This window comes from Tabrizicola caldifontis (genome assembly GCF_004762095.1).
Classification (GTDB): domain Bacteria; phylum Pseudomonadota; class Alphaproteobacteria; order Rhodobacterales; family Rhodobacteraceae; genus Tabrizicola; species Tabrizicola caldifontis.
In genome coordinates this window covers 122,418-145,159 of the sequence record NZ_SIJH01000008.1, presented here as the reverse complement: position 1 = coordinate 145,159, position 22,742 = coordinate 122,418, and the positions used below count along the sequence as shown (strand labels likewise).

The window sequence follows — 22,742 nt, the reverse complement described above, 5'->3', positions numbered from 1 at the left end:
TCCTCGCGCGTGTGCTTTCTGCGCAAATCGCGTTGCGACCGATGGGGATTTGCCGCTACCGGCATGTTGCAGGCCATTTCCGGGGCGGTAACGGACAGGCAAGGTTCCGGTGCCAGCCATGGACCGGGGCTTCGCGGCCGTTCCTGCACTTCGAACGACGCGCGCACCGAAATTCGCCACCGGTCGCGTTGGCACCGCCCGTGCCTTTCCGATGGCGCGCGGCGCCGGCCCATTCGGTGGCGGGGGCATGGTCGGGACGGCGGTCGCTGCCGCCTTTCCGGCACCCTTCGTGCGGCGGGCTTTCCGGCCGTGACCCTGCGCAGCGCCCCTGTTCGACCCGGACTTGCCCGGCACGACCAATGGCCCTAACTGCGTTTCGACAGCGGAAAGTTCTGCATGCTTACCCTTCTCGGCATCCCCGGTGCGCTGCGCGCCGCCTCGACCAACCGACTGCTGCTTGCCGAGGCCCGCCGTGCCTTCGGCGAGGCCCGGCATACCGAGGCAAACCTGCGTCTGCCGCTTTATGACGGCGATCTCGAGAACGCCAGCGGGATCCCGCCCGCGGTCCAGGCACTTGCCGACCAGATCGCCGAGGCGGATGCAATCGTGATTGCCACGCCGGAATACAACAAGGCGCCGCCCGGAGTGCTTAAGAACGCTCTGGACTGGGTCAGTCGGACCAGGGGCGCACCGTTCCGCAACAAGCCGGTGGCGATCGTCTCGGCCGCCGACGGGCGGGGCGGAGGTGACCGCAGCCAGTTTGCCCTGCGTCTGATGCTGACCCCGTTCCGCCCCCGCCTGCTGACCGGTCCAGAGGTTCTGGTGGCCGACTCCAGCAGCGCATTCGACCCGCAGGGCCGCCTGATCGACGCGCGCTACCGCAAGGCGCTGGACGAGCTGATGCAGGCCCTGCGCGCCGAGGCTGCCATCGGCAAACCGGGGGAAATCACCTGATTTCCGGAAGGCAGACCCTGCCTCAGACCTGATCCCGCCACCGCGACCCGAGCATGTCGCGCAGCGCGGCAAGGGCGGGTTCGGCGTCTTCGCAATCCGGGCCGATCCGGACGGCGATGCGTTCTGCCCAGCCAAAGGTTGCTGCCTGATCGGGCCTCAGCGTGATCTCCAGGCCCTGCGGCCCCCGTACGACCTGCGCTACGGCCTCTTCCGCACCGAAGGTCTCGTCATCGACCTCGAACCAGACCGGGCCGCCTTCAAGGGGCTGACGGAACATCACATAGCCCTCGGCCTCGTCCTCGCCCGCCGCGAAGCCGACGAAAAGCTGGCCTTCGTCCTCGACAACCGAACCGTAAAGCGCACGGATGGTGATGTCTGCCATGCTCAATACCACTTGGCCACAGGTGGCAGGCTCATCAGTACGGCGTTGGCGTCATGACCCGTCTCCAGCCCGAATTTCGTGCCGCGGTCATAGACCAGGTTGTATTCGGCATAGAGCCCGCGGTGGCGCAACTGGGTTTCCCGGTCGGCCTCGGTGAAAGGCATCGTGGCGCGTTTCTCGGCCAGGGGCAGGAAGGCGGGAAGGAAAGCCTCGCCCACGGCACGGGTAAAGGCGAAATCGGCCTCCCAGTCGCCGGTGTCCAGATCATCGTAGAAGATCCCGCCGACGCCCCGGGCCCGGCCACGGTGAGGGACGAAGAAATACTCGTCGGCCCAGGCCTTGAACTTCGCATAGTAATCCGGCGAATGCGCGTCGCATGCGGCCTGCATCGTGGCGTGGAAATGCGCGGTGTCCTCGGCATATTCGATGGCCGGGTTCAGGTCGGACCCACCGCCAAACCATGCGGCGCCAGGGGTCCAGAACATGCGGGTATTCATGTGCACGGCCGGGGCATGCGGGTTCTGCATGTGCGCCACCAGGCTGATGCCCGAGGCCCAGAATCGCGGGTCGCGGTCCATGCCGGGCACACCGCGCGCAGCCATGGCGCGCTGGGCCTTTTCTCCCAGGATTCCATGCACTTCAGACCAGTTGACCCCGACCTTTTCAAAGACCCGGCCACCGCGCATGACGCTCATGATCCCGCCGCCGCCATTGTCTGCCCGGGTGGTGGGGGTGACCTCGAACCGGCCCGCAGCGCCTTCGCCGGGAACCCGATCCTCCAGCCCCTCGAATGCGGCAACGATCAGGTCGCGCAAGGTGCGGAACCACTCGGCGGCGCGGGCCTTGCGGCTGTCGAAGGGATCAGTCATCCTTGTGTCTCCACCTGTTGACAGCGCCATGCCTAGCACCCCGGCGCGACGCTTTCCACCCGGAGCGGAGGCCTGCATGAAACGCATTGCCCTTGCCCTGCCGCTGCTTCTGTTCGCCTGCGGCACCCCGCAGGAACAGTGCATCAATCGCGGCACGCGCGATCTGCGAACGGTGGACCGGCTGATCGCCGAGACCGAAGGCAACCTTAAGCGCGGCTATGCTATTGAAACAATTACGGAATACGATGTAGCCTGGGATACCTGCCTGACGTCCGTGACAGTTGATGGTCAGACCCTGCTGAAGCCTCGCCCCTGCCTGAAGGAACGCCCGCGGACAGTCGAGCGCCCGAAGGCGATCGACCTGAATGCCGAGGCTGCAAAGCTGGAAAGCCTGAAGTCCAAACGGAAGGAGCTGGCCCTTGCGGCCGAAGCGGTGATCGCCCAGTGCAAGGCGCAATATCCAGAGTGACATCCCTCGCGCGGGCGTCTGCCCGCGGTCCGGTCAGGCCAGGGTGACGGCCATCCTGCCGAAAGGTGCGGTGGATGCGCAGGCGGCGTCAACCAGGGTAAACGGCTGGCTGTCTGCGTGAGGCGGGTGGCGTCATTGCGCCTCCCCGCTCTGTGCGCAGCTGGCCGCCCAACGCGCAGGAAGTGCGCGTCGATGCCTGCGTCACTCCTCGCCTCGATTGCTCCGACGAAGGCGACGCAGTCGGCCGGGAAGGCGTTGGCCGGGCCTCAATGCGCAGGCGGGACCACGGCGTCCAGCAGGCTGCGACCGCCATCCACCGTCAGCACCTGCCCGGTTACGAACCCTGCCGCATCAGAGGCAAGGAACTGCACCGCCTCGGCCACCTCGGATGCTGCGGCGATGCGGCGCAGCGGCGTGGTACCGGCGATCTGGTCGCGCCAACCGGGATGTTCCTTCAGCGCCGCCTGAAGGCTTGCGCTCATCACGCTGCCGAAGGCGACGGCGTTCACCCGGATTCCCTTCGACGCCAGCGCCACGGCCAGCGAGCGGGTCATCTGGTCCATGGCTGCCGCAGCCATGGAATAGGCCAGCAGTTCGGGGCGGGTCGCCTGTGCGGTGATCGACGAGATGTTGATGATCGAACCCAGCATCGCACCCTCTTCCACGCCATTGCGTTCGGCATGCTGGATCATCCGCCTGGCGGTAAGCTGCGACATTCGCAGCGCCGTCATCACATTCTGGCGCAGCAGATCCTCGACCGCGTCCTCCTCGGGGTTGAGCGGGTTCGACACCGCCATCCGCCGGTTGGCATTCACCAGGATGTCAACCCGATCGAAGGCATCCAGCGTGGCCGACAGAAGGTTGGCGATGGTCAGCTTTTCGCACAGATCGCCCACAAACATGCGGATCGGGCCTTCCGCGCGGGCTTCCTCGCCCACCTCGGCTTCCAGCCTGGCTTCATCGATGTCTGCGAACATGACATTCGCGCCCTTGTCCACCAGATGCCGGGCGATGGCGAGGCCCAAGCCCGCTGCGGCGCCGGTGACGATGGCGGTCTTGCCGGAAACGGAAAAGGTCATGCAGTGCCTCTAGGGATTGGCCCGTCTGGGCCTGGTGGCATTGATCACGCGAAAGGTGCTGTCGCCGGCTACCTCTTCGTGGGTAAGGAAGCATTCGGACAGGGATGCGTCATACGGCAGGTGACGGTTCGCCACCAGCCACAGGCTGCCGCCGGGGGTCAGCATCCGGCGAGCTGCGCGGATGAAGGCCCCGCCCAGCTTGGGATCAGCCTCGCGCCCGGTGTGGAAGGGCGGGTTCATCACCACAACGTCCAGCAGCGTATCGGGCCGCCAGCCGGTTGCATCGGCCCAGTGGAACCGGGCGCGGGGATCTGTGATGTTGGCCCTTGCGCAGGCCAGCGCGTCGGCCTCGGCCTCGACCAGGTCAAGACTTTTGACGCCAGGGTGCTTCAGGATCTCTGCGGCAAGATAGCCCCAGCCGGCGCCAAGGTCGGCGACCTTGCCGGACAATTTCGCCGGCAAGGCGCCGGCAAGAAGGATCGAGCCCCGGTCGGGTGCGTCGGCCGAGAAGATACCGGGAAGGATCTGAAAACCCTGAACGGTCGCGGGCCGCGGCAGCCAGTCCGACAGATCCGGCCCCACCCGGAAACTGGCCAGCTTGCCATGCGCCTTCGACAGGCTTTCGGACAGGTCCACCCGGGCACGCAGCTCTCTGAGTGCAGCGTCGATTCCGTCGGTCTTCTGCCCGTCCACCGCCACCCAGCCCCCCGGCGCAACCTCGGCGGCGGCTCGGGCGATCAGCGCGCGGGCCGCCTGGCGCGAGCGGGGCAGGCAGACGATGGCGGCGGCATAGGGCGGGGCGGGCGTCGTGCTGTAGCGGGCGGAAAAATGGTCGTGGTCTGGCTTGAAGCCGGTCAACACCACCACACGATCCTGCGGCAGGGCCGACAGGTCATCGCCGATCCGCGGGCGATAGACGGCGATCCGTCCCTCGGGCGGAAGGGCAAGCGCGCCGGTTTCCAGCGCCATGTCCAGACGGGCGGATCGCATGAGCGGGGGCCTAGGCCCCCTGACCCCTTATGCCGGGGCGATGGATCATTCCTTTTCCATCGTGCATTGCAGGGGGTGCTGGTGGCGGCGCGAAAAGTCCATCACCTGCGCGACCTTGGTTTCCGCCACCTCGAAGCTGAACACGCCGACGACGGCGAGGCCCTTCTTGTGCACCGTCAGCATGATGTCGAAGGCCTGGGCATGGTTCAGGCCGAAGAACCGCTCCAGCACATGGACGACGAATTCCATGGGCGTGTAGTCGTCGTTCAGCAACAGCACCTTGTAAAGCGGAGGACGCTGGGTTTTCGTCTTGGGCTTGGTCAGAAGCGATGTGTCCGGCCCGTTGCCATCCGTATTGCCGGACAGGATAAGGGGGCGCATCGACACCTGTGGTCGCTCCTTCGGATTCGGGGGTTGCAACTGGTGTGCGAAATATAGCCTTTTTTGCCCGGGCGAAAAGGGGCCGCTTTCGGGCCGGTGAACGGGGGGCCGATGCTGACCACGATCGGGTTCGATGCCGACGACACGCTGTGGCAGAACGAGGAGTTCTTCCGCCTGACACAGGAGAGGTTCATGTCGCTTCTGGCCGACCATGCCGCGCCAGAGCACCTGGCAGAGCGGCTGGAGGCGGCGGAACGGCGGAACCTGGGCCATTACGGCTTCGGGGTTAAGGGGTTCACCCTGTCAATGATCGAGACCGCGATCGAAGTGACCGAGGGCCGCGTCCCGGCAAAGGTGATCGGCGAACTCATCGCCGCGGGACGCGAGATGCTGGAGCATCCGATCCGGCTTCTGCCACATGCGCGCGCCACGGTAACTGCCCTGGCTGCGGACTATCGCGTGGTGCTGATCACCAAGGGCGACCTTCTGGACCAGGAACGCAAGCTTGCGCAGTCGGGGCTGGGCGATCTGTTCGATGCGGTAGAGATTGTCAGCCACAAGACCGAGGCCGCCTATCGCGCGATCTTCGCCCGGCACGGGACGGGGGCGGACCAGGCGATGATGGTGGGCAACTCGCTGAAATCAGATGTGATCCCTGCACTTGAGGCAGGCGCCTGGGGCGTGCATGTGCCGCACGGCCTGACCTGGGCGCTGGAGGCCGCCGAGCCCCCGGCAGGCCATCGCCGGTTTCACGAACTGCCCCACCTGGGCGCCCTGCCCGACCTTGTCGAAAGCCTGAAACCCGCGCGCAACCCCTAGCCTTGCGTTGCCTTTGGGGCGCAAGATATGGGTCTGCGCCCCGGAAAGTGCAGCATCCCTGCAACTGGATGAACTGATGCCTGAAACCCATTGGTATTTTTGGGTTTTCGGATGCAGTTTGCTGTGTTAGCCTTTCGGTTGAGGCAGAAAACGGCACCGGAAAACCGGGCCAGCAGGCAAAGGGTGGGCGACGTGGCATCGCTTCTGGGGCGGGTATTTCACACGATCTTTCTGGCTTTTGTGGTGGTTGCCTTCGTGGTGACATCACCGGTTCAGGCAGCCCCCTTCGCGGCCATCGTCATGGACGCACGGACCGGGGAGATCCTTTACGAGAAGAACGCGCGCACAAGGCTGCATCCGGCTTCGCTGACCAAGATGATGACCCTGTACATCGTCTTTCAGGAACTGGAAGCGGGCCGACTGTCGTTGGACACCATGGTGACCGTGTCGAAATATGCCGCCGCGCAGCCCCCTTCGCGCCTTGGCCTGAAGCCCGGACAGAAGATCGCGGTGCGCTATCTGATCCGCGCGGCGGCGATCAAGTCGGCCAACGATGCGGCGGCGGCGCTGGGCGACGCGGTCAGCGGCGACCATGTCACCTTCGCCAAGCGGATGACCCGCACGGCGCGGCAGCTGGGGATGAACGACACCACCTTCCGCAATGCCCACGGCCTGACGGCCGAGGGGCACCTGTCCACGGCCTATGACATGAACGTGCTGGGGCGGCATCTGTTCTATGATTTCCCCCAGTATTACAACATCTTCTCGCGCCGCACGGCCGATGCGGGCATCGCCACGGTCAGAAACACCAATACGCGGTTCCTTGACAGCTACGAAGGCGCGGACGGGATCAAGACCGGCTACACCGGCCCTGCCGGTTTCAACCTGACGGCCTCGGCCCGCAGGGGCAACAAGCATATCATCGCCACCATCTTCGGCGGCACCTCGACGGCGCAGCGCAACGCGAAGATGGCCGAACTGATGGACATCGGCTTTGGCGCGGCGAAGAACCGGGTCCGCGAACAGCCCCCCGTCGCCCCGGCCCCCCTGCCGCCCGACGCGCTGATCGCCTCGGCCGCGGACGAGATCGACGAGATCGACGCCGCAGGCGGCGCAGGCAAGACGGTGAGGATCTCGGGTGAGGTCCGACGGTCGCTGCGGCCCAAGGCGCGGCCCGAAAAGCCGACCGTGCCGGAAGAGGTGACGATCGCGATGGCAGCCGGGATCGAAGGTGCACTGGCCGAAGCGACCTCCACACCCGCGCCGGAAGGCACGCTGGAATTCCAGGCCGAAACCATGGCTATGGGTGCGCCGCCCGCCGAAACACCGGCCCCGACCGCCCTTGCCGCAACCGGGCCACTTGCTGATCCGGAACCGCCGGCGCTGCCCGAGACCCGGCTTGCCGAGGCCGCGCCCGAGCCCGGCACGCTCGACGCCCAGGCCGCGCTGCTTGTCGCGGACGCTGCTCCTGCCGATCCGGGGCTTGCCGCAATCCGTCCGATGCCGCGCCCCGAGACCGCCGCGGATATGGCCGCGGCAGAGCCTGCCCTGATCGAGGCCGAGGCACAGATTGCTGCTATTGACGAGCTGCCCGCACGGGCTACCGAGGCACTCGTTGCCGAAGCGGCGCAGCCCGACCTTGCGCTGCCCGAAACCGCGCCACCGGTCGAGGACATCCTGCTTGCAACAGCGGAGCCCGAACTGGTGGTGACCGATCCGGGCCTTTCGCTGGAAGATCCCGTCCTGAGCGAGGTGACTGCGGTCGAAACCGTTGCCGCTGCAAGCCACCTTCCGCCGGGTGATGCCATGACGCCGGCACCAGCCCGCAAGGCCCCGATCTTCGACACGGTCGAAATGGCCGAAGAACAGGCCTCCGAGCCTGCGGAAGAGGTCGTGGTCGTCATGTCCACCTCGGGCGGGCGGCATTTCGGGGTGAACGTCGGTGAATTCGCCTCGCGCTATGATGCCGAGAAGGCGCTGCTGAAGACCGCACTGGCCGAAAGCGCCACGCTGAACGAAGGCCTGCGCAAGACCACCCAGTCGGGAGGCAAGTGGCGGGCAACCTTTCTGGGGCTGACCGAGGATCAGGCGCAGCTGGCTTGCCGCCGCCTGCGGGCCCGGGCCGTGCCCTGCGAAACCGTGGGAGGCTGAATTGGTCGCACTGGTCTTTCCCGCCCTGCCCACCGTCACGCTGCCGGTGACCGGGCGGCAGGAACGCTTTCCTGTCCGCCGCATCTTCTGCGTCGGCCGCAACTATGCCGAACACAGCCGCGAGATGGGGGGCGAGCCGGAACGCGAATCCCCCTTCTTCTTCACAAAGCCGGGGGATGCGGTGGTCGAATCGGGCAGCCGCATCCCCTACCCCATGGCAACGACAAACCTGCACCACGAGGGCGAACTTGTACTTGCCATCGGCAAGGCCGGGGCAATGGTCCCGGAAGAGGACGCGCCGAACCTGATCTGGGGCCATGCCGCCGGCAACGACCTGACGCGCCGCGACCTTCAGGCCGAGGCCAAGGCGAACCGCCGCCCCTGGGACATGGCCAAGGGTTTCGACAAGTCGGCCGTCGTCGGCCCGATCCGGCCCGGTGCCCTGCCCGATGGTTCGCTTCGCTGCAGCGTGAACGGCACCACCCGGCAGGAGGCGCGGTTGTCGGACATGATCTGGACACCCGCCGCGATCATCGCGGCCCTGTCGCGCCTGGTCAGCCTCAGCCCCGGCGACCTGATCTTCACCGGAACGCCAGCGGGCGTCGGTCCGCTCAACCGCGGCGATACCTGCAAGGTGGAAATCGACGGGCTGCAATCGGCCACCGTGACCATCGCCTGAAGGCAGCACCACGGCTGAACAGCACTTGCAGCTGCCAGGAACCCTTGCGAAAACCGCTGCCACCTTCCCGGGAGCACGTCATGCGCGCCGGCCTTGCCGCCCTTGTCTTCGCCTATGTCCTCAGCCAGTTCTACCGGGCCTTCCTGGCGGTGCTGGCCCCGGTGCTTGAGGCCGACCTTGGCGCGACCAAGGCAGACCTGGCCTTTGCCTCGGGCGCCTGGTTCCTGGCCTTCGCGCTGATGCAGATTCCGGTGGGCGAGGCGCTGGACCGGATTGGTCCCCGGCTGACGGCTGCCGCCGCGCTGATTGTCGGGGCGGTGGGGGCCGGGCTGTTCGCCGCGGCCGGCTCACCGGCGACACTGACTGTGGCGATGGCACTGATCGGGGTCGGCTGCTCTCCTGTCCTGATGGCAAGTTACTTCATCTTTGCCCGGCAGTTCTCGCCGGCCGTATTCGGAACGCTGGCGGGCGCGACGATCGGGATAGGCAGCCTGGGCAACATCGGCGCCTCGTTGCCGCTGACCCTGGCGGTCGAAGCCTTCGGCTGGCGCGGCACGGTCTGGGCGCTGGCCGCGGTAACCGGGCTGACCGGCCTGGTCGTGGCCGCACTGGTGCGCGATCCTGCGCGGGCGGAACGCGGCGCGGGCGGGTCTTACCTGACGCTGCTGAAGATGCCCGCACTCTGGCCGATTTTCGCAATCATGGTGGTCTGCTATGCCCCTGCGGCGGGGCTACGCGGGCTGTGGCTGGGCCCCTATTTCGCCGATGTCCACGGCTATTCCCGCCCCGAGATCGGCGTTGCAAGCCTGTGGATGGGGCTGGCAATGGTGGCGGGCAGCTTTGCCTATGGGCCGCTGGACCGCTGGCTCGGCACGCGGAAATGGGTGATCTTCACGGGCAACGCGCTGACCCTGGCCTGTCTTGCGGCACTTTGGCTGACGCCTGCGACCGGGCCGGTGCTGGCTACGGCGATGTTCGTGGGCGTCGGCTTCTTCGGAGCGACCTTTCCCATCGTGATCGGCCATGGCCGCGCTTTCCTGCCGCCGCAGCTGACGGGAAGGGGCGTGGCGCTGATCAACCTCTGCGGCATCGGCTCGGCCGGGGTCTTGCAGGTTGTGACCGGGCGTATTCATGCCTCACTGGCCCTGCCTGTAGACGGGGTCACTCCGGCTGCGCCGCTTACACCGTACATCGGCCTTTTCGGGTTCTATACGCTGTTCGTAGCGGCGGGTCTGCTGATCTACCTGTTCTCCCGCGACCGCACTGATTGATACCGGCGGCGGAACCTGTCGAATCCGCTTTTCTGCGGTCGCGCCTTGCGCTATGGGCCGCCCGTCCCCGAAGGGCGGGGGCGGACAAGGAGAACCCCGATGGGCTACAAGGTCGTCGTCGCGGGTGCCACGGGCAACGTGGGCCGCGAAATGCTGAACATCCTCGCCGAGCGCGAGTTCCCGGTCGATGAGATCGCCGCGCTGGCGTCGCGCAAATCTCTGGGCACCGAGGTCAGCTTCGGCGACAAGACACTCAAGACCAAGGACTTGGACACCTTCGACTTCACCGGCTGGGACATTGCCCTGTTCGCCGTGGGGTCCGAGGCGACCAAGATCTATGCGCCCAAGGCCGCCGCTGCGGGCTGCGTGGTGATCGACAACTCGTCGCTTTACCGCTACGACCCCGAGATCCCGCTGATCGTGCCGGAAGTGAACGCCGATGCGATCCACGGCTACAAGAACAGGAACATCATCGCCAACCCCAACTGCTCGACCGCGCAGATGGTGGTGGCGCTGAAGCCGCTGCACGACCGGGCGAAGATCAAGCGGGTGGTGGTGGCCACCTACCAGTCGGTCTCGGGTGCCGGCAAGGAAGGTATGGACGAACTTTGGGAACAGACCAAGGCGGTCTACAACCCGGTCGCCGAGGTGCCGCCGAAGAAGTTCACCAAGCAGATCGCCTTCAACGTGATCCCGCACATCGACGTGTTCATGGACAGCGGCGAGACCAAGGAAGAATGGAAGATGGTGGCCGAGACGAAGAAGATCCTCGACCCCTCGATCAAGGTCACGGCAACCTGCGTCCGGGTGCCGGTCTTCGTCGGCCATTCCGAGGCGATCAACATCGAGACCGAGGAGTTCCTCGACTGGCAGGAGGCCCAGGACATCCTGCGCGAGGCACCCGGCGTGATGCTGATCGACAAGCGGGAACCCGGCGGCTACATCACCCCAATCGAATGCGTGGGGGAATATGCGACCTATGTCAGCCGCGTCCGGCAGGATTCGACCGTCGAGAACGGGCTGAACCTGTGGTGCGTCAGCGACAACCTGCGCAAGGGTGCTGCGCTGAACGCCGTGCAGATCGCCGAGCTTCTGGGCCAGAAGGTCTTGAAGAAGGGCTAAGGGTTTCTTGATCCTTCCTTGCGAGGGTCTCGGTTCATGGCCGAGACCCTTTTTCCATTGCGCCGAAGTTTTGTGGCGGCAGTTCGTGGCGCTGTGCCGCGCGCGTGACGAGACTGCGGGTGCGGTGCTGCGGGATCTGATGCTTCTGGCCGTGAAACACACCGAGAGCCGCAAGGCGTGGAGTGACACAGTCATCGACGAGCGGCTTCTCGTTTGACTTCGTCTTTTCATCGCGCAGGCGCTGGCAATGTCCGAAAGCTGGGCACAGATGCAATCCGCGCTGCGCGATCGGGGCCAGAGCTTCCTGCCTTCAGTCAGAGCGCTGACCCTGACCGGGATTTCAACCGGAAATCCGTTTGCCAAGTCTGCTCATGTGGGACTGGCCTGTCTGGGCCTTGCCCGCCGGTTCGGTGCCTGCTTTCCCGGCCATCCGGGCCCGGGGCTGGCGGCGCAGGCGCTCAGGCCGGCTGCGCCAGCATCGGGCGTTCGCGGATCGGCAGGTGCACAAGCGCGCTGAAGGCGCCCACCCCGACCCCGATCCACCAGACCAGGGTGTAATCCCCGCTCAGGTCATACATCTTGCCACCCAGCCACACCCCCAGGAACCCGCCGATCTGGTGCGAAAGGAACACCACGCCGTAAAGCGTGCCCATGTAACGGATGCCGTAGATATGGGCGACAAGACCAGAGGTCAGCGGCACGGTGGCCAGCCACAGCGCCCCCATGACTGCCGAGAAGATCAGCACGCTGGCCGGGGTGATCGGCAGCAGGATGAAGACCGCTGCGGCAACGGTGCGTCCGGCATAGATCCAGAACAGCAGATATTTTCTGGTGTGCCTCTTGCCCAGATAGCCCGCCGTCAGGGTGCCCACGATATTGAACAGCCCGATCACCGCGATCGACACCGCCCCCAGGGCCGAGGTGGTGGTGATGCCGATCCCCGCCAGCATCGACCCTGCATCGATGGGTGAACAGAGTTCCGTCACGAAGGCCGGGAAATGTGCGGTGATGAAGGCCAGCTGATAGCCGCAGGAGAAGAAGCCCAGGAAGATCAGCGTGTAGGACGGGTCGCGGAAGGCGCGGATCAGGACCGTGCCCATGCTTTCCTCCAGCTCCTGCCGGCTGGCAAGTTGCGGGCTGCGCAGGAAGGGCAAGGCCAGCAGCGTGGCAAGAATCACGGCTGCGAAGATGATGAACACCGTCTGCCAGCTGTAGGATTGCAGGAGCCACTCGGCCGTGGGCGCCCCGAAGACCTGCCCCGCCGACCCGGCGGCGGTGGCGATGCCCAGCGCCATCGAGCGGTTTTCGGGGCTGGCCGCCCGACCGACGATGGCGAGGATCACCCCAAAGCCGGTGCCGGCGATGCCGAAACCCACCAGGATCGCCAGAAACTGATGCTGGCCGGGTGTCACCGCATAGGCCGAAAGCACCAGCCCCGCGGCATAGAGGATGGCCCCCCAGACAATCGCCTTGCGATCACCGAAGCGTTCAGCCAGGGCCCCGAACAGCGGCTGGCCGATGCCCCACGCCAGGTTCTGGATCGCGATGGCCAGCGAGAAATCGGCGCGCAGCCAGCCGAACTCCGAAGCGATGGGGATCTGGAAAACACCGAAGCTGGCGCGGATCGCGAAAGAGATCATCAGGATCACGCAACCGGCAATCAGGACGGGGGTGATGAGGGGCGACTTTGCCATGGAGGCCTCCGGGCTCGGGCGCGGAGGGTGCGGCGGCTTTCTGACGGGGTCAACCGCGATCTTGTTATGGTTACAGCCGGGTTTTGCCGGATTTCTGCACAACCCTTTGTGCAACTGTCGCAAGGTCGCGGTCTGACTGCCCCGGACTTTGCCGTTGCGGGACAAAGACCTATGGGCGCGGTTGCGACATCGTCGTAGGCTGGCCCGGACGATCTGTCCTGCACGGCGTCAGGCGAAACGGGAGGCTTGGATGAAGGATTGGTGGCGTGGCGCGGTGACCTATCAGGTCTATCCCCGGTCGTTCCAGGATTCGAACGACGACGGGGTGGGTGACCTGCCCGGCATCACGCGGCGGCTGGATCATCTGGCGCAGCTCGGGGTGGATGCTCTATGGCTGTCGCCCTTCTTCAAAAGCCCGATGAAGGACATGGGCTATGACGTCAGCGACTATTGTGACGTCGACCCGGTCTTCGGAACCCTGGCCGATTTCGATGCGCTGGTGGGACGGGCGCATGCGCTGGGCCTCAAGGTCATCATCGACCAGGTGCTGAGCCATACCTCCGACCAGCACCCTGCCTTCGCAGAAAGCCGGTCGAGCCGGGTCAACCCGAAGTCCGACTGGTATGTCTGGGCCGACCCTTGGTATGATGGCACGCCGCCGAACAACTGGCTTTCGGTGTTTGGGGGCCCGGCATGGACCTGGGATGCACGGCGCAAGCAGTATTACCTGCACAACTTCCTCGCCAGCCAGCCCGACCTGAACTATCACAACCCGGAGGTGCAGGACTGGGCGCTTGGCAACATGCGTTTCTGGCTGGATCGCGGGGTCGACGGCTTCCGCTTCGACACCGTGAACTACTTCTTCCACGACCCCATGCTGCGCGACAATCCAGCCGACTACCGTGTCAAGACCGAGCCCGAAGCCAACCCCTACGGCATGCAGTATCACCTCTTTTCCAAGAACCAGCCCGAAAACCTTGCGTGGATGGAACGCATCCGCTGCCTGCTGGACGAATACGGCGCGGCCAGCGTGGGCGAGATGGGCGAAAGCCACCATGCAATCCGCATGATGGGGGAATACACTGCGCCGGGGCGGCTGCATCAGTGCTATTCCTTCGAATTGATGGGGTACGACTATTCCCCCGGCTTCTTCCGCGACCGGATCGAAGGCTTCTTCCGTGGCGCGCCGGATGGCTGGCCGATGTGGGCCTTTTCCAATCATGACGTGGTGCGTCACGTCAGCCGCTGGCTGCCGTATGGCGAAAGCCCAGAGGTGCTTGCGAAACAGGCTGCCGCGCTTCTGCTGTCGTTCGAAGGGTCGATCTGCCTGTGGCAGGGGGAAGAGCTTGGCCAGACGGATACCGCTCTCGACTTCGAGGAACTGACCGACCCGCAAGGCATTGCCTTCTGGCCGGAACCGGTGGGCCGCGACAATACCCGCACGCCGATGATCTGGGACGCCTCGCCGCATGGCGGGTTTTCCAGGGTCAAGCCGTGGCTGCCGGTCAAACCCGAACAGGCCGCCCGGCACGTCGAAGGGCAGACGGGCGCCCAGGGATCGGTGCTCGAACACTACCGGGCGCTGCTGGCGTTCCGCAAGACATCGCAGGCCCTGCGGTCCGGGCGTTCCCGGTTCCTTGACCTGGACGAGCCGCTGCTGGGCTTCGTCCGGGGCGAAGGCGAAGGGGCGCTGCTTTGCCTGTTCAACCTGTCCACCGTGGCCCGTGTGGTCACCGTGTCGGGCGTCGGCACCGCGGTCGGCCCGTCGGTCCATGCCGTGGCCGAAGGAGAGAGGCTGCGGCTTGGCCCGAACGCAGCGGTATTCCTGCCGGTGACGGGTGAGGTGACCGTTACCGACTGAGCCCGCGCCGGGCCCCACCCGGACTCTCAGCTTTACCCTGCCGCGCAAACAGAGCCGGTGGCGCGCGGTCGGCTGGCAGGCGCGGGTATCTCTGCCATCGGCCTCACAGCGGCTGCCAGTGCACCCCGGCCGCTGGGATGGTGACCCCGCCCCATTCCGCCGGCACGCAATTGTAGTTGAACAGGAAGCGGTGCGTCGCCGTTTCGCGGCGGCGCAGTCCTTCGGGCAGGATTTCGGTCTCGATTCCTTCGGCCGCGCAGGCGCGCAGCAGGATGCGGGTCAGCGCCGCCTCGTCCGGCCAGCCAGCCAGATAGTGTAGTCGGCCCGCCGCCACCATGGCCGGCCAGCCGTCCTCGGCCGCCTCGACGACCCCGGCCGAACCTTCCAGCTTCTCGCGCCAGCTGACCAGCGCCCCGCCCTGCGCCAAGGCCACCGGCACATCCGGCGGCAGGCTTTCCACCCGGGCGACCACTGCATCCAGCCCCGGCAAGGCGGGGGGCAGCGGCACCGGGATCGCAAAGTCGGGCGTGCGCGAATTGGCGCGTGGCCCCAGGATCGCCGTGCCGTCGAACGCGGCCAGAGCGGCCTTCAGCGGATCGGACAGAGTGAACAGACCCGGCGCCAGCACCAGCCGATAGGCAGACAGGTCGGCCGTATCCGGCGGGATGATGTCGATGTTCAGCCCCAGCTTGCGCAGGCCCTTGTATAAATGAAAAACCAGCCAGAAATAGCTGAAACTGCGGCCCTGCGGCTGGATCTCCCACGCCCAGTCCGAGGCATAGTCGAAGACCAGCGCCACGTCGGCGCTTCCCGTCCCGGCCTCGGGCATCGCCGCCAATTCCCTTGCCACCTGCCCCGCCTCGCCGAAGGCCGGTGCCGGGGCGCTGTCGGGGCGCAGAAGACCCGCGTGCATCTGCTCCTGCGCGAAAGGTGCCTGGCGCCAGCGGAAATAGCACACCGCTTCCGCGCCATGGGCAAAGGCCTCCCAGGCCCATAGCCGCGCCATGCCCGGTAGCGGATCGGGGTTGAAGGGCGCCCAGTTCACCGGCCCCGGCTGCTGCTCCATGATCCACCAGCGGCCCCGCCCGACCGCTCGGTATAGGTCGTGGTGGAAGGCCTGGAAATCCGGGTCGCCCTGCCGGACGAAGCGGCGCCTGTGTTCGGCATCCGCCGGGATGCGGTCGGACAGGAAGCCCAGCGGATAGCTGTCCCAACTGGCGATATCGAGGTCGGCCCCGACCTTCCAGTGGTCGAACTCGGTGATCGCGCCCATGAAATTGTGCGCGACGGGGGCGGTGGAGTGCTTGCGGATGATCTCCACCTGAAGCCGGTTGAAGCTGGCCACCTGATCGCTGGAGAAGCGGCGGAAATCCATGACATGGCTCGGGTTCGGCTCGGTCACGGTCAGGTTTGGCAGGCCGACCTCGCGGAAGTCGCGGTATTCCATCGACCAGAACACGTTGCCCCAGGCGCGGTTGAGCGCGGCCGGGGACTGGTATTTCTGCGCCAGCCAGTCCTGGAAGGCGGTTTTCGCGGCCTCGGAATAACTCAGCGTCGTGGCGTGGCAGGCATATTCGTTGTCGGTCTGCCAGGCAGCGACATGCGGGTTCTTCCCGTAACGCTCGGCCAGGGCAGAGACGATCCTCGCGCATTCCGCGCGATAGCCCTGATGCGAGAAGCAGTAATGCCGGCGCGAGCCGAAGCCGCGCGGCCGGCCCTCCCTGTCCACGGCCAGCATGTCCGGATGGCGGTCCAGCATCCAGCGCGGCGGGGTCGCGGTGGGCGTGCCCAGCACCACCTTCAGCCCGCGCGCGCCCAGCGTCGCGATCGCACGGTCGAGCCAGCCCCAGTCATAGCGGCCCGGCTCGGGCTCCATCCGTGACCAGGCGAATTCGCCGATCCTGACCCAGGTCAGGCCCAGCGCCGCCATGCGGTCGGCATCCTCGGCCCATTTTTCTTCGGGCCAGTGTTCGGGATAATAGCATACGCCAAGCGTGCGTTTCATGACAGGACCTGAGGTTCGGGAAGGCCCCGGGCAATGCCGGGGAAGGCAAAGACCTGGCCCGAGGCGGGATGCGCCTTGCGGGCGGACTCGTCCATGTGTTCAAGCGCGGTCGTGACGAAAAGGGTTCTCATATCCGTTCCGCCGAAGGCCGGGCACGAGGATTGCGGCGCGCCGGGTGTTTCCACCGCGCGCAGGAAGCTACCGTCGGGCGCATAGGCGGCAACGCGGCCCGCGCCCCATTGCGCATTCCAGAACAGCCCTTCGCTATCGATGACGGCCCCGTCCGGGTTCAGCCCCTCGGAGGTCAGATCCAGCCAGACCTCGGGCTCTCCGACCGGCCAGCCCCCGGCATCCAGGGCGACCTTCATCACACGACCCGTCGCAGTATCTGCGAAATGCGCCGCCCGTCCGTCCGAGGTGAAGCAGATCGCGTTCGGGATGGTGATGCCGTCAAACAGCCGTCGCAGTTCGCCCCGATGCCAGCGCCAGATCGAGCCCGCGCCCGGCTCGGCCCGCTTGCCCATCAGCCCGAACCAGAAGCCACCCTGCCGGTCTGCGCGGCCATCGTTCGACCGCGTGCCCGGGCTGCCCACATGGGCCAACACCTCGTGGCCGCCGCTGGCAAGATCAAGGCGGTGCAGTCCGACCTCCGAGGCGATTAGAAGATGCTCCGCATCCAGCCAGCCCGCGGCCGAGACCATGTGCGGAAAGGTCCAGGACTTCTCCTGACTGTGCAGGGTCCGGTTCAGGATGTCGAACCAGAACAGACGTTCATGAACCGGGTGCCAGAAGGCGCCTTCGCCCAGTTCGCAGGGGCGGGCATCGAAGATCATCGGAAGACCTCGTCATAGGCGGCAACGATCCGCGCGGCCCGCGCGGCGACTTCGTCCAGCGCCAGCCCCGGCGTGTAAAGCGCGGTGCCGATGCCGAAACCGTCCGCCCCGGCCTTCGCCCAGTCGGCGAAATTCGCCGGTCCCGCCCCGCCCACAGCATAGACCGGCAGTCCCTTCGGCAGCACCGCGCGCAGGGCCTTCAGCCCCTCGGGCCCGATCAGGCTGCCGGGGAACAGCTTCAGCCCCGTCGCTCCCGCCCTGATCGCGGCGAAACACTCGGTCGGCGTCATCACCCCCGGCCAGCTCGCCATGCCGGCGGCGCGGGTGGTGGCGATCACCTCGGGGTCGCAGTTCGGCGAGACGACCAGCGTCCCGCCCGCCGCCCTGACCTTGGCGACTTCCTCGACCGTCAGCACCGTGCCCGCGCCGATCTCGGCACCCGGCACCGCCGCCGCCATCGCGGCGATCGAGGCGAAGGGGTCGGGCGAATTCAGCGGCACCTCGATCCGGGTGATCCCGGCTGCCACCAGGGCATGCGCGGCCGCGGCGGCCTCGGCCGGGGTGATCCCGCGAAGGATGGCGATCAGGTTGCGGTGGGTCATCGGTCGGATACCTTTTCGGGGGCAAGCAGCGACAGCCCCGCCAGCGTGCAGTCGGTCGCGGACAGCCGCTTCGCCTCGACGCCCTGCGCGGCCATCGCGCGGGCATAGGCCGCGGAAATGCGCTCGGCCCCGACCAGCGTCACGCGCTGGCCCAGCCAGTAGGGCCGGGCGGCGGCAAGCTCGGCCCCGATCAGCAGACCCGACAGCCGGGCCCGCGCGGCATCGGGCGCAAGCCCGGCGATCAGCCCCTCGGCCCGGATTGTGAACAACCGTGCGGCAATCCGTTCGGGGCGCGAAATCGCATCGGACACCGCGCCGTCGAAGGCCGCATCGTCCCAGCCTTCGGTCTGCATCCCGTGGCGCAGGACCGAGGCGCCTGACAGAAGTGCGAACAGTTCTCCGGTCATGAAGGTCTGGAAGCTGACCACCTCGCCCGCGCTGACATGAACCCATTTCGAATGGGTGCCGGGCAGGCAGAGCACCCCGTCATAGCCGGGCATCAGTCGCAGCGCGCCGGCGATCTGCGTCTCCTCGCCCCGCATCACGTCGGCGGGTTGCGCCTGTTTCAGCCCCGGCGCGATCCAGACCGTCAGGCGTGGATCGGCAGTCGGCGCCCTGACCAGCGCTGCCCGGTCCAGCGGCGTGCAGGGCACCGCGCGATAGGGCGCCTCGCACCAGCCCTGCCGGCTGCCGACCATGCCGCAGGCCACCACCGGGGGCCGGTCGTCCAGCCAGGCCCCGATCAGCCGCAGAAGCGCGGGCTCGAACCCCTCGCGGGTCAGCTTGCCCATGCCCTCGTTCGAACTGGTCTCGGCCAGCACCCGCCCATCCGCCGCCATCGCGAAGGCGCGCAGATTCGAGGTGCCCCAGTCCACGGCGATCCAGGCAGGAGAGAGGGCGGTCATGAGGAGATATAGCCTCCATCCAGGATGAGGGTCTGCGAGGTCATCATGCGCGAGGCGTTCGATGCCAGAAACAGCACCGTCCCCGCCATGTCCTCGGGCTGGATCGGATCGGGCAGGCACTGGCGGGCCAGATGGGCCGACAGCGACTCGGGCGTGACCCAAAGCTCCTTCTGCCGTTCGGTCAGCACCCAGCCAGGGGCGATGGCGTTGACGCGGATACGGTCCGGCCCGAACTCGCGCGCCAGCGTCCGGGTCAGGCCCACGATCCCGGCATTGGCGGTGATGTAGGCGGCATAGCCCGTATCGGCCATCATGAAGCTGATCGAGGAGAAGTTGACGATCGACCCCCCGCCCGCGGCCTTCATGCCGGGGATGACCTGCTGGCAGGCGAAGAAATAGGACCGCAGGTTCACCGCCATCGACCAGTCCCAGAAGGCCTGGTCGGTCTTCAGCGTGTCGTGCCGCGTGTCGTTCGCGGCATTGTTCACCAGCACGGTGATGGCCCCGTGCGCCCTGGCGGCGGTTTCCAGCGTCAGCTGCAACTGGTCGGTCAGCGCGATGTCGCAGGGCAGGAACAGCGGGCGGTTGCCGGTTGCGGCCTCCATCCGGTCGCAGAAGGCCGTTGCGTCGGACCGCTGGCAGAAAGCGACCTTTGCCCCCTGGCGCAGGAAGGCTTCGGTCAGCGCCGCGCCGATGCCCGCACCGCCCCCGGTGATGAATACAGACTGACCCTTCAGGTCAGGGAAGATCGGATCGGTCATGACCTTGTTCCTTCGACCACCCACATCGTCGCCGGCCAGGCGACCGGCAATTGGATGCCATGGGTCATCAGGGCCCGGCCGCTCAGCGTCAAGGGGCCGGCTTTCAGCGCGTTCGGCCCACGCGACTGTCTGGGCGCGTCCTCGGCATTGATCAGCCTGATTTCATAGCGCGCCTCGGGGTCGAGGCCCGTCAGCCGCATCGGACGCGGCAGGATCTGGCGGCTGGCCTCGGCCTGGCCGGCGAAGACGACGAAACGACCGCCATCCGCGGCAAGCTGAAGCTCGGCCGTCACTGCGGGGTCGTCACTGTCCAGCCGCAGGATGGTGCCCGCCATCATCCAGCCGCGGTTCGCCTTCCACCAGCGGGTGACGCGGGCAAGGGTCAGCGCCTCTTCGTCGGTCAGCTCGCGCAGGTCCATCTCGAATCCCATGTGCCGCTGGGCGGCAACCCACGCGCGGAAGGCCATCGGCAGCACCCGGCCGGAGGTATGGCAGTGACGCGGTCCGACATGACTGCCGGTGATACAGGCCGGCAAAAACAGCGCTGCATCATGCTGGATACGAAGGCGTTCCAGCGCATCGTTGCTGTCGGACAGCCAGACCCGGTGTGTATGGGCAAGGATTCCGGCGTCGATGCGGCCGCCGCCACTGGCGCAGGTCTCGATCTCGACCCCCGGATGGGCGGCGCGCAGGCGAGCGAGAAGCTCGTAGATCCCGCGCGACTGGCTGGCATCGACCACCGGCAGCAGGCGGTTGTGGTCCCATTTGACATAGTCGATCGGGTATTCGGTCAGGATCGCCGAGATCTGATGAAAAAGGTTTTCGCGCACTTCGGGCCGCGAGAGGTTCAGCACCATCTGGTGGCGCCCCGTGGTCTGTTCGCGCGGCCCCAGCATCCAGTCTGGATGGGCGCGGAACAGGTCGCTGTCAGGGTTCACCATCTCGGGCTCGAACCACAGACCGAAGGCCATGCCCAGCGAATGGACGTGAGAGATAAGCGGGTTCAGCCCGTCAGGCCACTTCTTGCGGTCAACTGTCCAGTCGCCCAGCGACGAGGTGTCATCGTCGCGCCGGCCGAACCAGCCATCATCCAGCACGAAGCGTTCGGCACCCAGCGCCGCGGCGCGGGTGGCGATCTCGGCCAAGGCGTCAAGCCGGTGATCGAAATAGACCGCCTCCCAGCAGTTATAGTGAACGGGCCGGGGGCGGGCCGGGGCGGGCCAGTGCACCACGCGGTCACGCAGGTCGCGCTGGAAGATGGCGGCAATGCCGTTCAGCCCCGAAGTGGAGCAAGCGGCAATCAGCTCGGCTGTCTCGAACCGGGTGCCGGGTTCGGTTTCGGCGCCCAGGGCGTGGCCGAACTGGATCTGGCGGCGGCCGTCAGGCAGTTCCTCGGCCACCATCCGGTGCCCGCCGGACCAGGCATAGTGCAGCGCCAGCGCCTGCCCTTGCGTGTTGGTGCATCCTTCGCCTGAAAGAACGAGGTAGGGCGGGTGTTCGTGGCCCGACCGACCGGTACGCGCCTCGCGCAGGCGGATGCCGGGGATCCAGTCCACGCGGTTCAGCTGCATCTCGCCGATCCATTTGCCCGAGACATCGATGATCTGTCCATGCTGCGGCGCGGGCAGGACCGGGGCGGCAAGCCACAGGACACGGATCGGACGGTCGGCTTCCAGCACGGTCTGCAGGGTGATGGTGCCGGTCGGCCGGGCGACAAGGCGGTGGGTCAGCACCAGCCCGGCAGAGCGCGAGATCAGGGTCAGTGTTCCCTGCCCCGCTTCGGCCCGGTCGAAGGTGAATGCCGGGGCAAGCGGCGTGCCGTCGGCCTCGGCCAGAAGATGCCCCGGCTGGCCCTGAAAGGCACGCCCTGGTTCGGGCGACAGCGACAGGGCCGGCAGCACGTCCAGCATCCCGCCGGTCAGGTCATGCCGCCCGGCAAGGGCCAGCTGCTGAAGGTCTTCGCTTTCGGGCAACGCTTGCCCCCACCAGATCACGTGGGGAATGCCGCCTTCGGTGGCAAGGGCGATGGTCTGCGGGCCGGCATCGATGCGGAAGGTCTTCACTTCACGGCCCCCAGGGTCAGGCCGGCGATGAAGTGTTTCTGCATCAGGAAGAACATCGCGACCGGCGGCAGCGCCGCAATGATCGAGCCTGCACTGACCAGATGCCACTGTGCGATCCACTGTCCGTTGAGGCTGGACAGGCCGGCGGTGATCGGCTGGCTGTCAACGCCCTGTGTCAGCACCGTGGCCCAGAAGAAGTCGTTCCAGATGAAGGTGAAGACCAGGACCGACAGCGCCGCGATGGCCGGACGCATCAGGGGCAGGACGATGAACCAGAAGATGCGCCATTCACTGACGCCCTCGACCCTTGCGGCCTCGATCAGCTCGTACGGAAGAGCCTTGATGAAGTTGCGCATGAACAGCGTGCAGAAGCCGGTCTGGAAGGCGATGTGGAAAAGGGCCAGGCCATACCAGGTGTTGTACATGCCCAGTTGCAGCGTCATGTCGCGCACCGGAACCATCAGAATCTGGAAGGGCACGAAATTCCCGGCCACGAACATGAAGAAGACCAGCATGTTCGCCCGGAAGCCGTAAACCGCCAGCGCAAAGCCGGTCATCAGCGACAGGCTGACCGCGCCGATCACGGTTGGTATGGTGACCCAGAGCGAGTTGATCATGTATTTCGCCATCGGCGTCTGGGTGAAGATGAAGACGTAGTTCTCCCACGCGATGCCGGACGGCATGCCGAAGTAGTTGCCCTGCGCAAGGTCGGACGCCGGGCGCAGCGACGTCAGCGCAACGCCCAGCAGCGGGAACAGCCAGATCAGCAGCGCGATGGGAAGGGCGATGGTGTAAAGCCACTGTGCGCCGGTGCTGGCCTGCTGGATGGGACGGGGAAACATGGGCGCGCCT

Annotated in this window: 22 protein-coding genes; 9 read left to right on the top strand and 13 right to left on the bottom strand. The window is 66.4% G+C overall.

Features of this window, described 5'->3' with window-relative positions; all coding sequences use genetic code 11:
* The first annotated feature begins 396 nt into the window (after nt 1-396).
* The gene (locus EYB42_RS08650; RefSeq protein WP_135449668.1) at nt 397-954 is read left to right on the top strand and encodes an NADPH-dependent FMN reductase; all 558 of its coding nucleotides are present in this window, start codon (nt 397-399) and stop codon (nt 952-954) included.
* A gap of 22 nt (nt 955-976) precedes the next feature.
* Here EYB42_RS08650 and EYB42_RS08645 read toward each other — a convergent pair whose 3' ends face one another.
* A complete protein-coding gene (locus EYB42_RS08645) occupies nt 977-1,336 on the bottom strand; it encodes a hypothetical protein (RefSeq protein ID WP_135449667.1) in 360 nt (119 codons plus the stop codon).
* 2 nt (nt 1,337-1,338) lie between these two features.
* A complete protein-coding gene (gene hemF / locus EYB42_RS08640) occupies nt 1,339-2,205 on the bottom strand; it encodes an oxygen-dependent coproporphyrinogen oxidase (protein ID WP_135449665.1) in 867 nt (288 codons plus the stop codon).
* 76 nt (nt 2,206-2,281) lie between these two features.
* Between hemF and EYB42_RS08635 the strand changes: the two genes are divergently transcribed.
* Entirely contained in the window at nt 2,282-2,674 is a 393-nt protein-coding gene (locus EYB42_RS08635) for a hypothetical protein (protein WP_135449663.1), read from the top strand.
* A 266-nt stretch (nt 2,675-2,940) separates the two neighbouring features.
* On the opposite strand, the gene EYB42_RS08630 is transcribed toward EYB42_RS08635, so the two are convergent.
* Genes EYB42_RS08630 through clpS form a run of 3 tightly spaced genes read right to left on the bottom strand, consistent with a single transcriptional unit; the run spans nt 2,941 to nt 5,124 of the window.
* Nucleotides 2,941-3,753: an SDR family NAD(P)-dependent oxidoreductase gene (locus tag EYB42_RS08630; RefSeq protein WP_135449661.1), complete on the bottom strand. Its 813-nt coding sequence runs from the start codon at nt 3,751-3,753 to the stop codon at nt 2,941-2,943.
* 9 nt (nt 3,754-3,762) lie between these two features.
* Nucleotides 3,763-4,743 carry a class I SAM-dependent methyltransferase gene (locus tag EYB42_RS08625; RefSeq protein WP_135449659.1) on the bottom strand — a complete coding sequence of 327 codons (981 nt, stop codon included), beginning with the start codon at nt 4,741-4,743 and terminating at the stop codon, nt 3,763-3,765.
* Nucleotides 4,744-4,788: 45 nt separating this feature from the next.
* Complete coding sequence (gene clpS, locus EYB42_RS08620) at nt 4,789-5,124, bottom strand: ATP-dependent Clp protease adapter ClpS (RefSeq protein WP_167850969.1); 336 nt, start codon at nt 5,122-5,124, stop codon at nt 4,789-4,791.
* Between the two features lie 111 nt (nt 5,125-5,235).
* On the opposite strand from clpS, the gene EYB42_RS08615 reads away from it, so the two are divergent.
* The 6 genes from EYB42_RS08615 (at nt 5,236) to EYB42_RS17710 (ending at nt 11,383) form a co-directional block, all read left to right on the top strand.
* Nucleotides 5,236-5,943, top strand: a complete 708-nt coding sequence (locus EYB42_RS08615) for an HAD family hydrolase (protein WP_135449655.1) — start codon at nt 5,236-5,238, stop codon at nt 5,941-5,943.
* 192 nt (nt 5,944-6,135) lie between these two features.
* Nucleotides 6,136-8,094: a serine hydrolase gene (locus EYB42_RS17600; protein ID WP_240784043.1), complete on the top strand. Its 1,959-nt coding sequence runs from the start codon at nt 6,136-6,138 to the stop codon at nt 8,092-8,094.
* A gap of 1 nt (nt 8,095) precedes the next feature.
* Nucleotides 8,096-8,773 (top strand): fumarylacetoacetate hydrolase family protein, encoded by a 678-nt coding sequence (locus EYB42_RS08605; RefSeq protein WP_240784042.1) that lies wholly within the window; start codon nt 8,096-8,098, stop codon nt 8,771-8,773.
* Nucleotides 8,774-8,853: 80 nt separating this feature from the next.
* Nucleotides 8,854-10,044: an MFS transporter gene (locus tag EYB42_RS08600; RefSeq protein WP_135449654.1), complete on the top strand. Its 1,191-nt coding sequence runs from the start codon at nt 8,854-8,856 to the stop codon at nt 10,042-10,044.
* Between the two features lie 99 nt (nt 10,045-10,143).
* Nucleotides 10,144-11,166 (top strand): aspartate-semialdehyde dehydrogenase, encoded by a 1,023-nt coding sequence (locus EYB42_RS08595; protein WP_135449652.1) that lies wholly within the window; start codon nt 10,144-10,146, stop codon nt 11,164-11,166.
* 85 nt (nt 11,167-11,251) lie between these two features.
* A complete protein-coding gene (locus tag EYB42_RS17710; protein ID WP_276605854.1) occupies nt 11,252-11,383 on the top strand; it encodes a hypothetical protein in 132 nt (43 codons plus the stop codon).
* 241 nt (nt 11,384-11,624) lie between these two features.
* Here the strand turns inward: EYB42_RS17710 and EYB42_RS08590 are convergent, their stop codons facing one another.
* Nucleotides 11,625-12,860 (bottom strand): MFS transporter, encoded by a 1,236-nt coding sequence (locus tag EYB42_RS08590; protein WP_135449650.1) that lies wholly within the window; start codon nt 12,858-12,860, stop codon nt 11,625-11,627.
* A gap of 250 nt (nt 12,861-13,110) precedes the next feature.
* On the opposite strand from EYB42_RS08590, the gene EYB42_RS08585 reads away from it, so the two are divergent.
* On the top strand, nt 13,111-14,721 hold the full coding sequence (locus EYB42_RS08585) for an alpha-amylase family glycosyl hydrolase (protein ID WP_135449648.1): 1,611 nt from the start codon (nt 13,111-13,113) through the stop codon (nt 14,719-14,721).
* 103 nt (nt 14,722-14,824) lie between these two features.
* Here the strand turns inward: EYB42_RS08585 and EYB42_RS08580 are convergent, their stop codons facing one another.
* The 7 genes from EYB42_RS08580 to EYB42_RS08550 are packed head-to-tail and all read right to left on the bottom strand — an operon-like array spanning nt 14,825 to nt 22,732.
* Nucleotides 14,825-16,726 carry a beta-galactosidase gene (locus EYB42_RS08580; protein ID WP_135449646.1) on the bottom strand — a complete coding sequence of 634 codons (1,902 nt, stop codon included), beginning with the start codon at nt 16,724-16,726 and terminating at the stop codon, nt 14,825-14,827.
* On the bottom strand, nt 16,723-17,559 hold the full coding sequence (locus tag EYB42_RS08575) for an SMP-30/gluconolactonase/LRE family protein (RefSeq protein ID WP_135449644.1): 837 nt from the start codon (nt 17,557-17,559) through the stop codon (nt 16,723-16,725). The genes EYB42_RS08580 and EYB42_RS08575 overlap by 4 nt, the downstream gene beginning before the upstream one ends.
* The gene (locus EYB42_RS08570; protein WP_135449642.1) at nt 17,556-18,161 is read right to left on the bottom strand and encodes a 2-dehydro-3-deoxy-6-phosphogalactonate aldolase; all 606 of its coding nucleotides are present in this window, start codon (nt 18,159-18,161) and stop codon (nt 17,556-17,558) included. Before EYB42_RS08570 ends, EYB42_RS08575 begins: the two co-directional genes overlap by 4 nt.
* Nucleotides 18,158-19,066, bottom strand: a complete 909-nt coding sequence (locus EYB42_RS08565; protein WP_135449640.1) for a 2-dehydro-3-deoxygalactonokinase — start codon at nt 19,064-19,066, stop codon at nt 18,158-18,160. The genes EYB42_RS08570 and EYB42_RS08565 overlap by 4 nt, the downstream gene beginning before the upstream one ends.
* Entirely contained in the window at nt 19,063-19,827 is a 765-nt protein-coding gene (locus tag EYB42_RS08560; RefSeq protein ID WP_135449638.1) for an SDR family NAD(P)-dependent oxidoreductase, read from the bottom strand. The genes EYB42_RS08565 and EYB42_RS08560 overlap by 4 nt, the downstream gene beginning before the upstream one ends.
* The gene (locus tag EYB42_RS08555; RefSeq protein WP_135449636.1) at nt 19,824-21,890 is read right to left on the bottom strand and encodes an alpha-galactosidase; all 2,067 of its coding nucleotides are present in this window, start codon (nt 21,888-21,890) and stop codon (nt 19,824-19,826) included. The genes EYB42_RS08560 and EYB42_RS08555 overlap by 4 nt, the downstream gene beginning before the upstream one ends.
* A complete protein-coding gene (locus tag EYB42_RS08550; protein ID WP_135449634.1) occupies nt 21,887-22,732 on the bottom strand; it encodes a carbohydrate ABC transporter permease in 846 nt (281 codons plus the stop codon). The genes EYB42_RS08555 and EYB42_RS08550 overlap by 4 nt, the downstream gene beginning before the upstream one ends.
* Nucleotides 22,733-22,742: the final 10 nt, after the last annotated feature.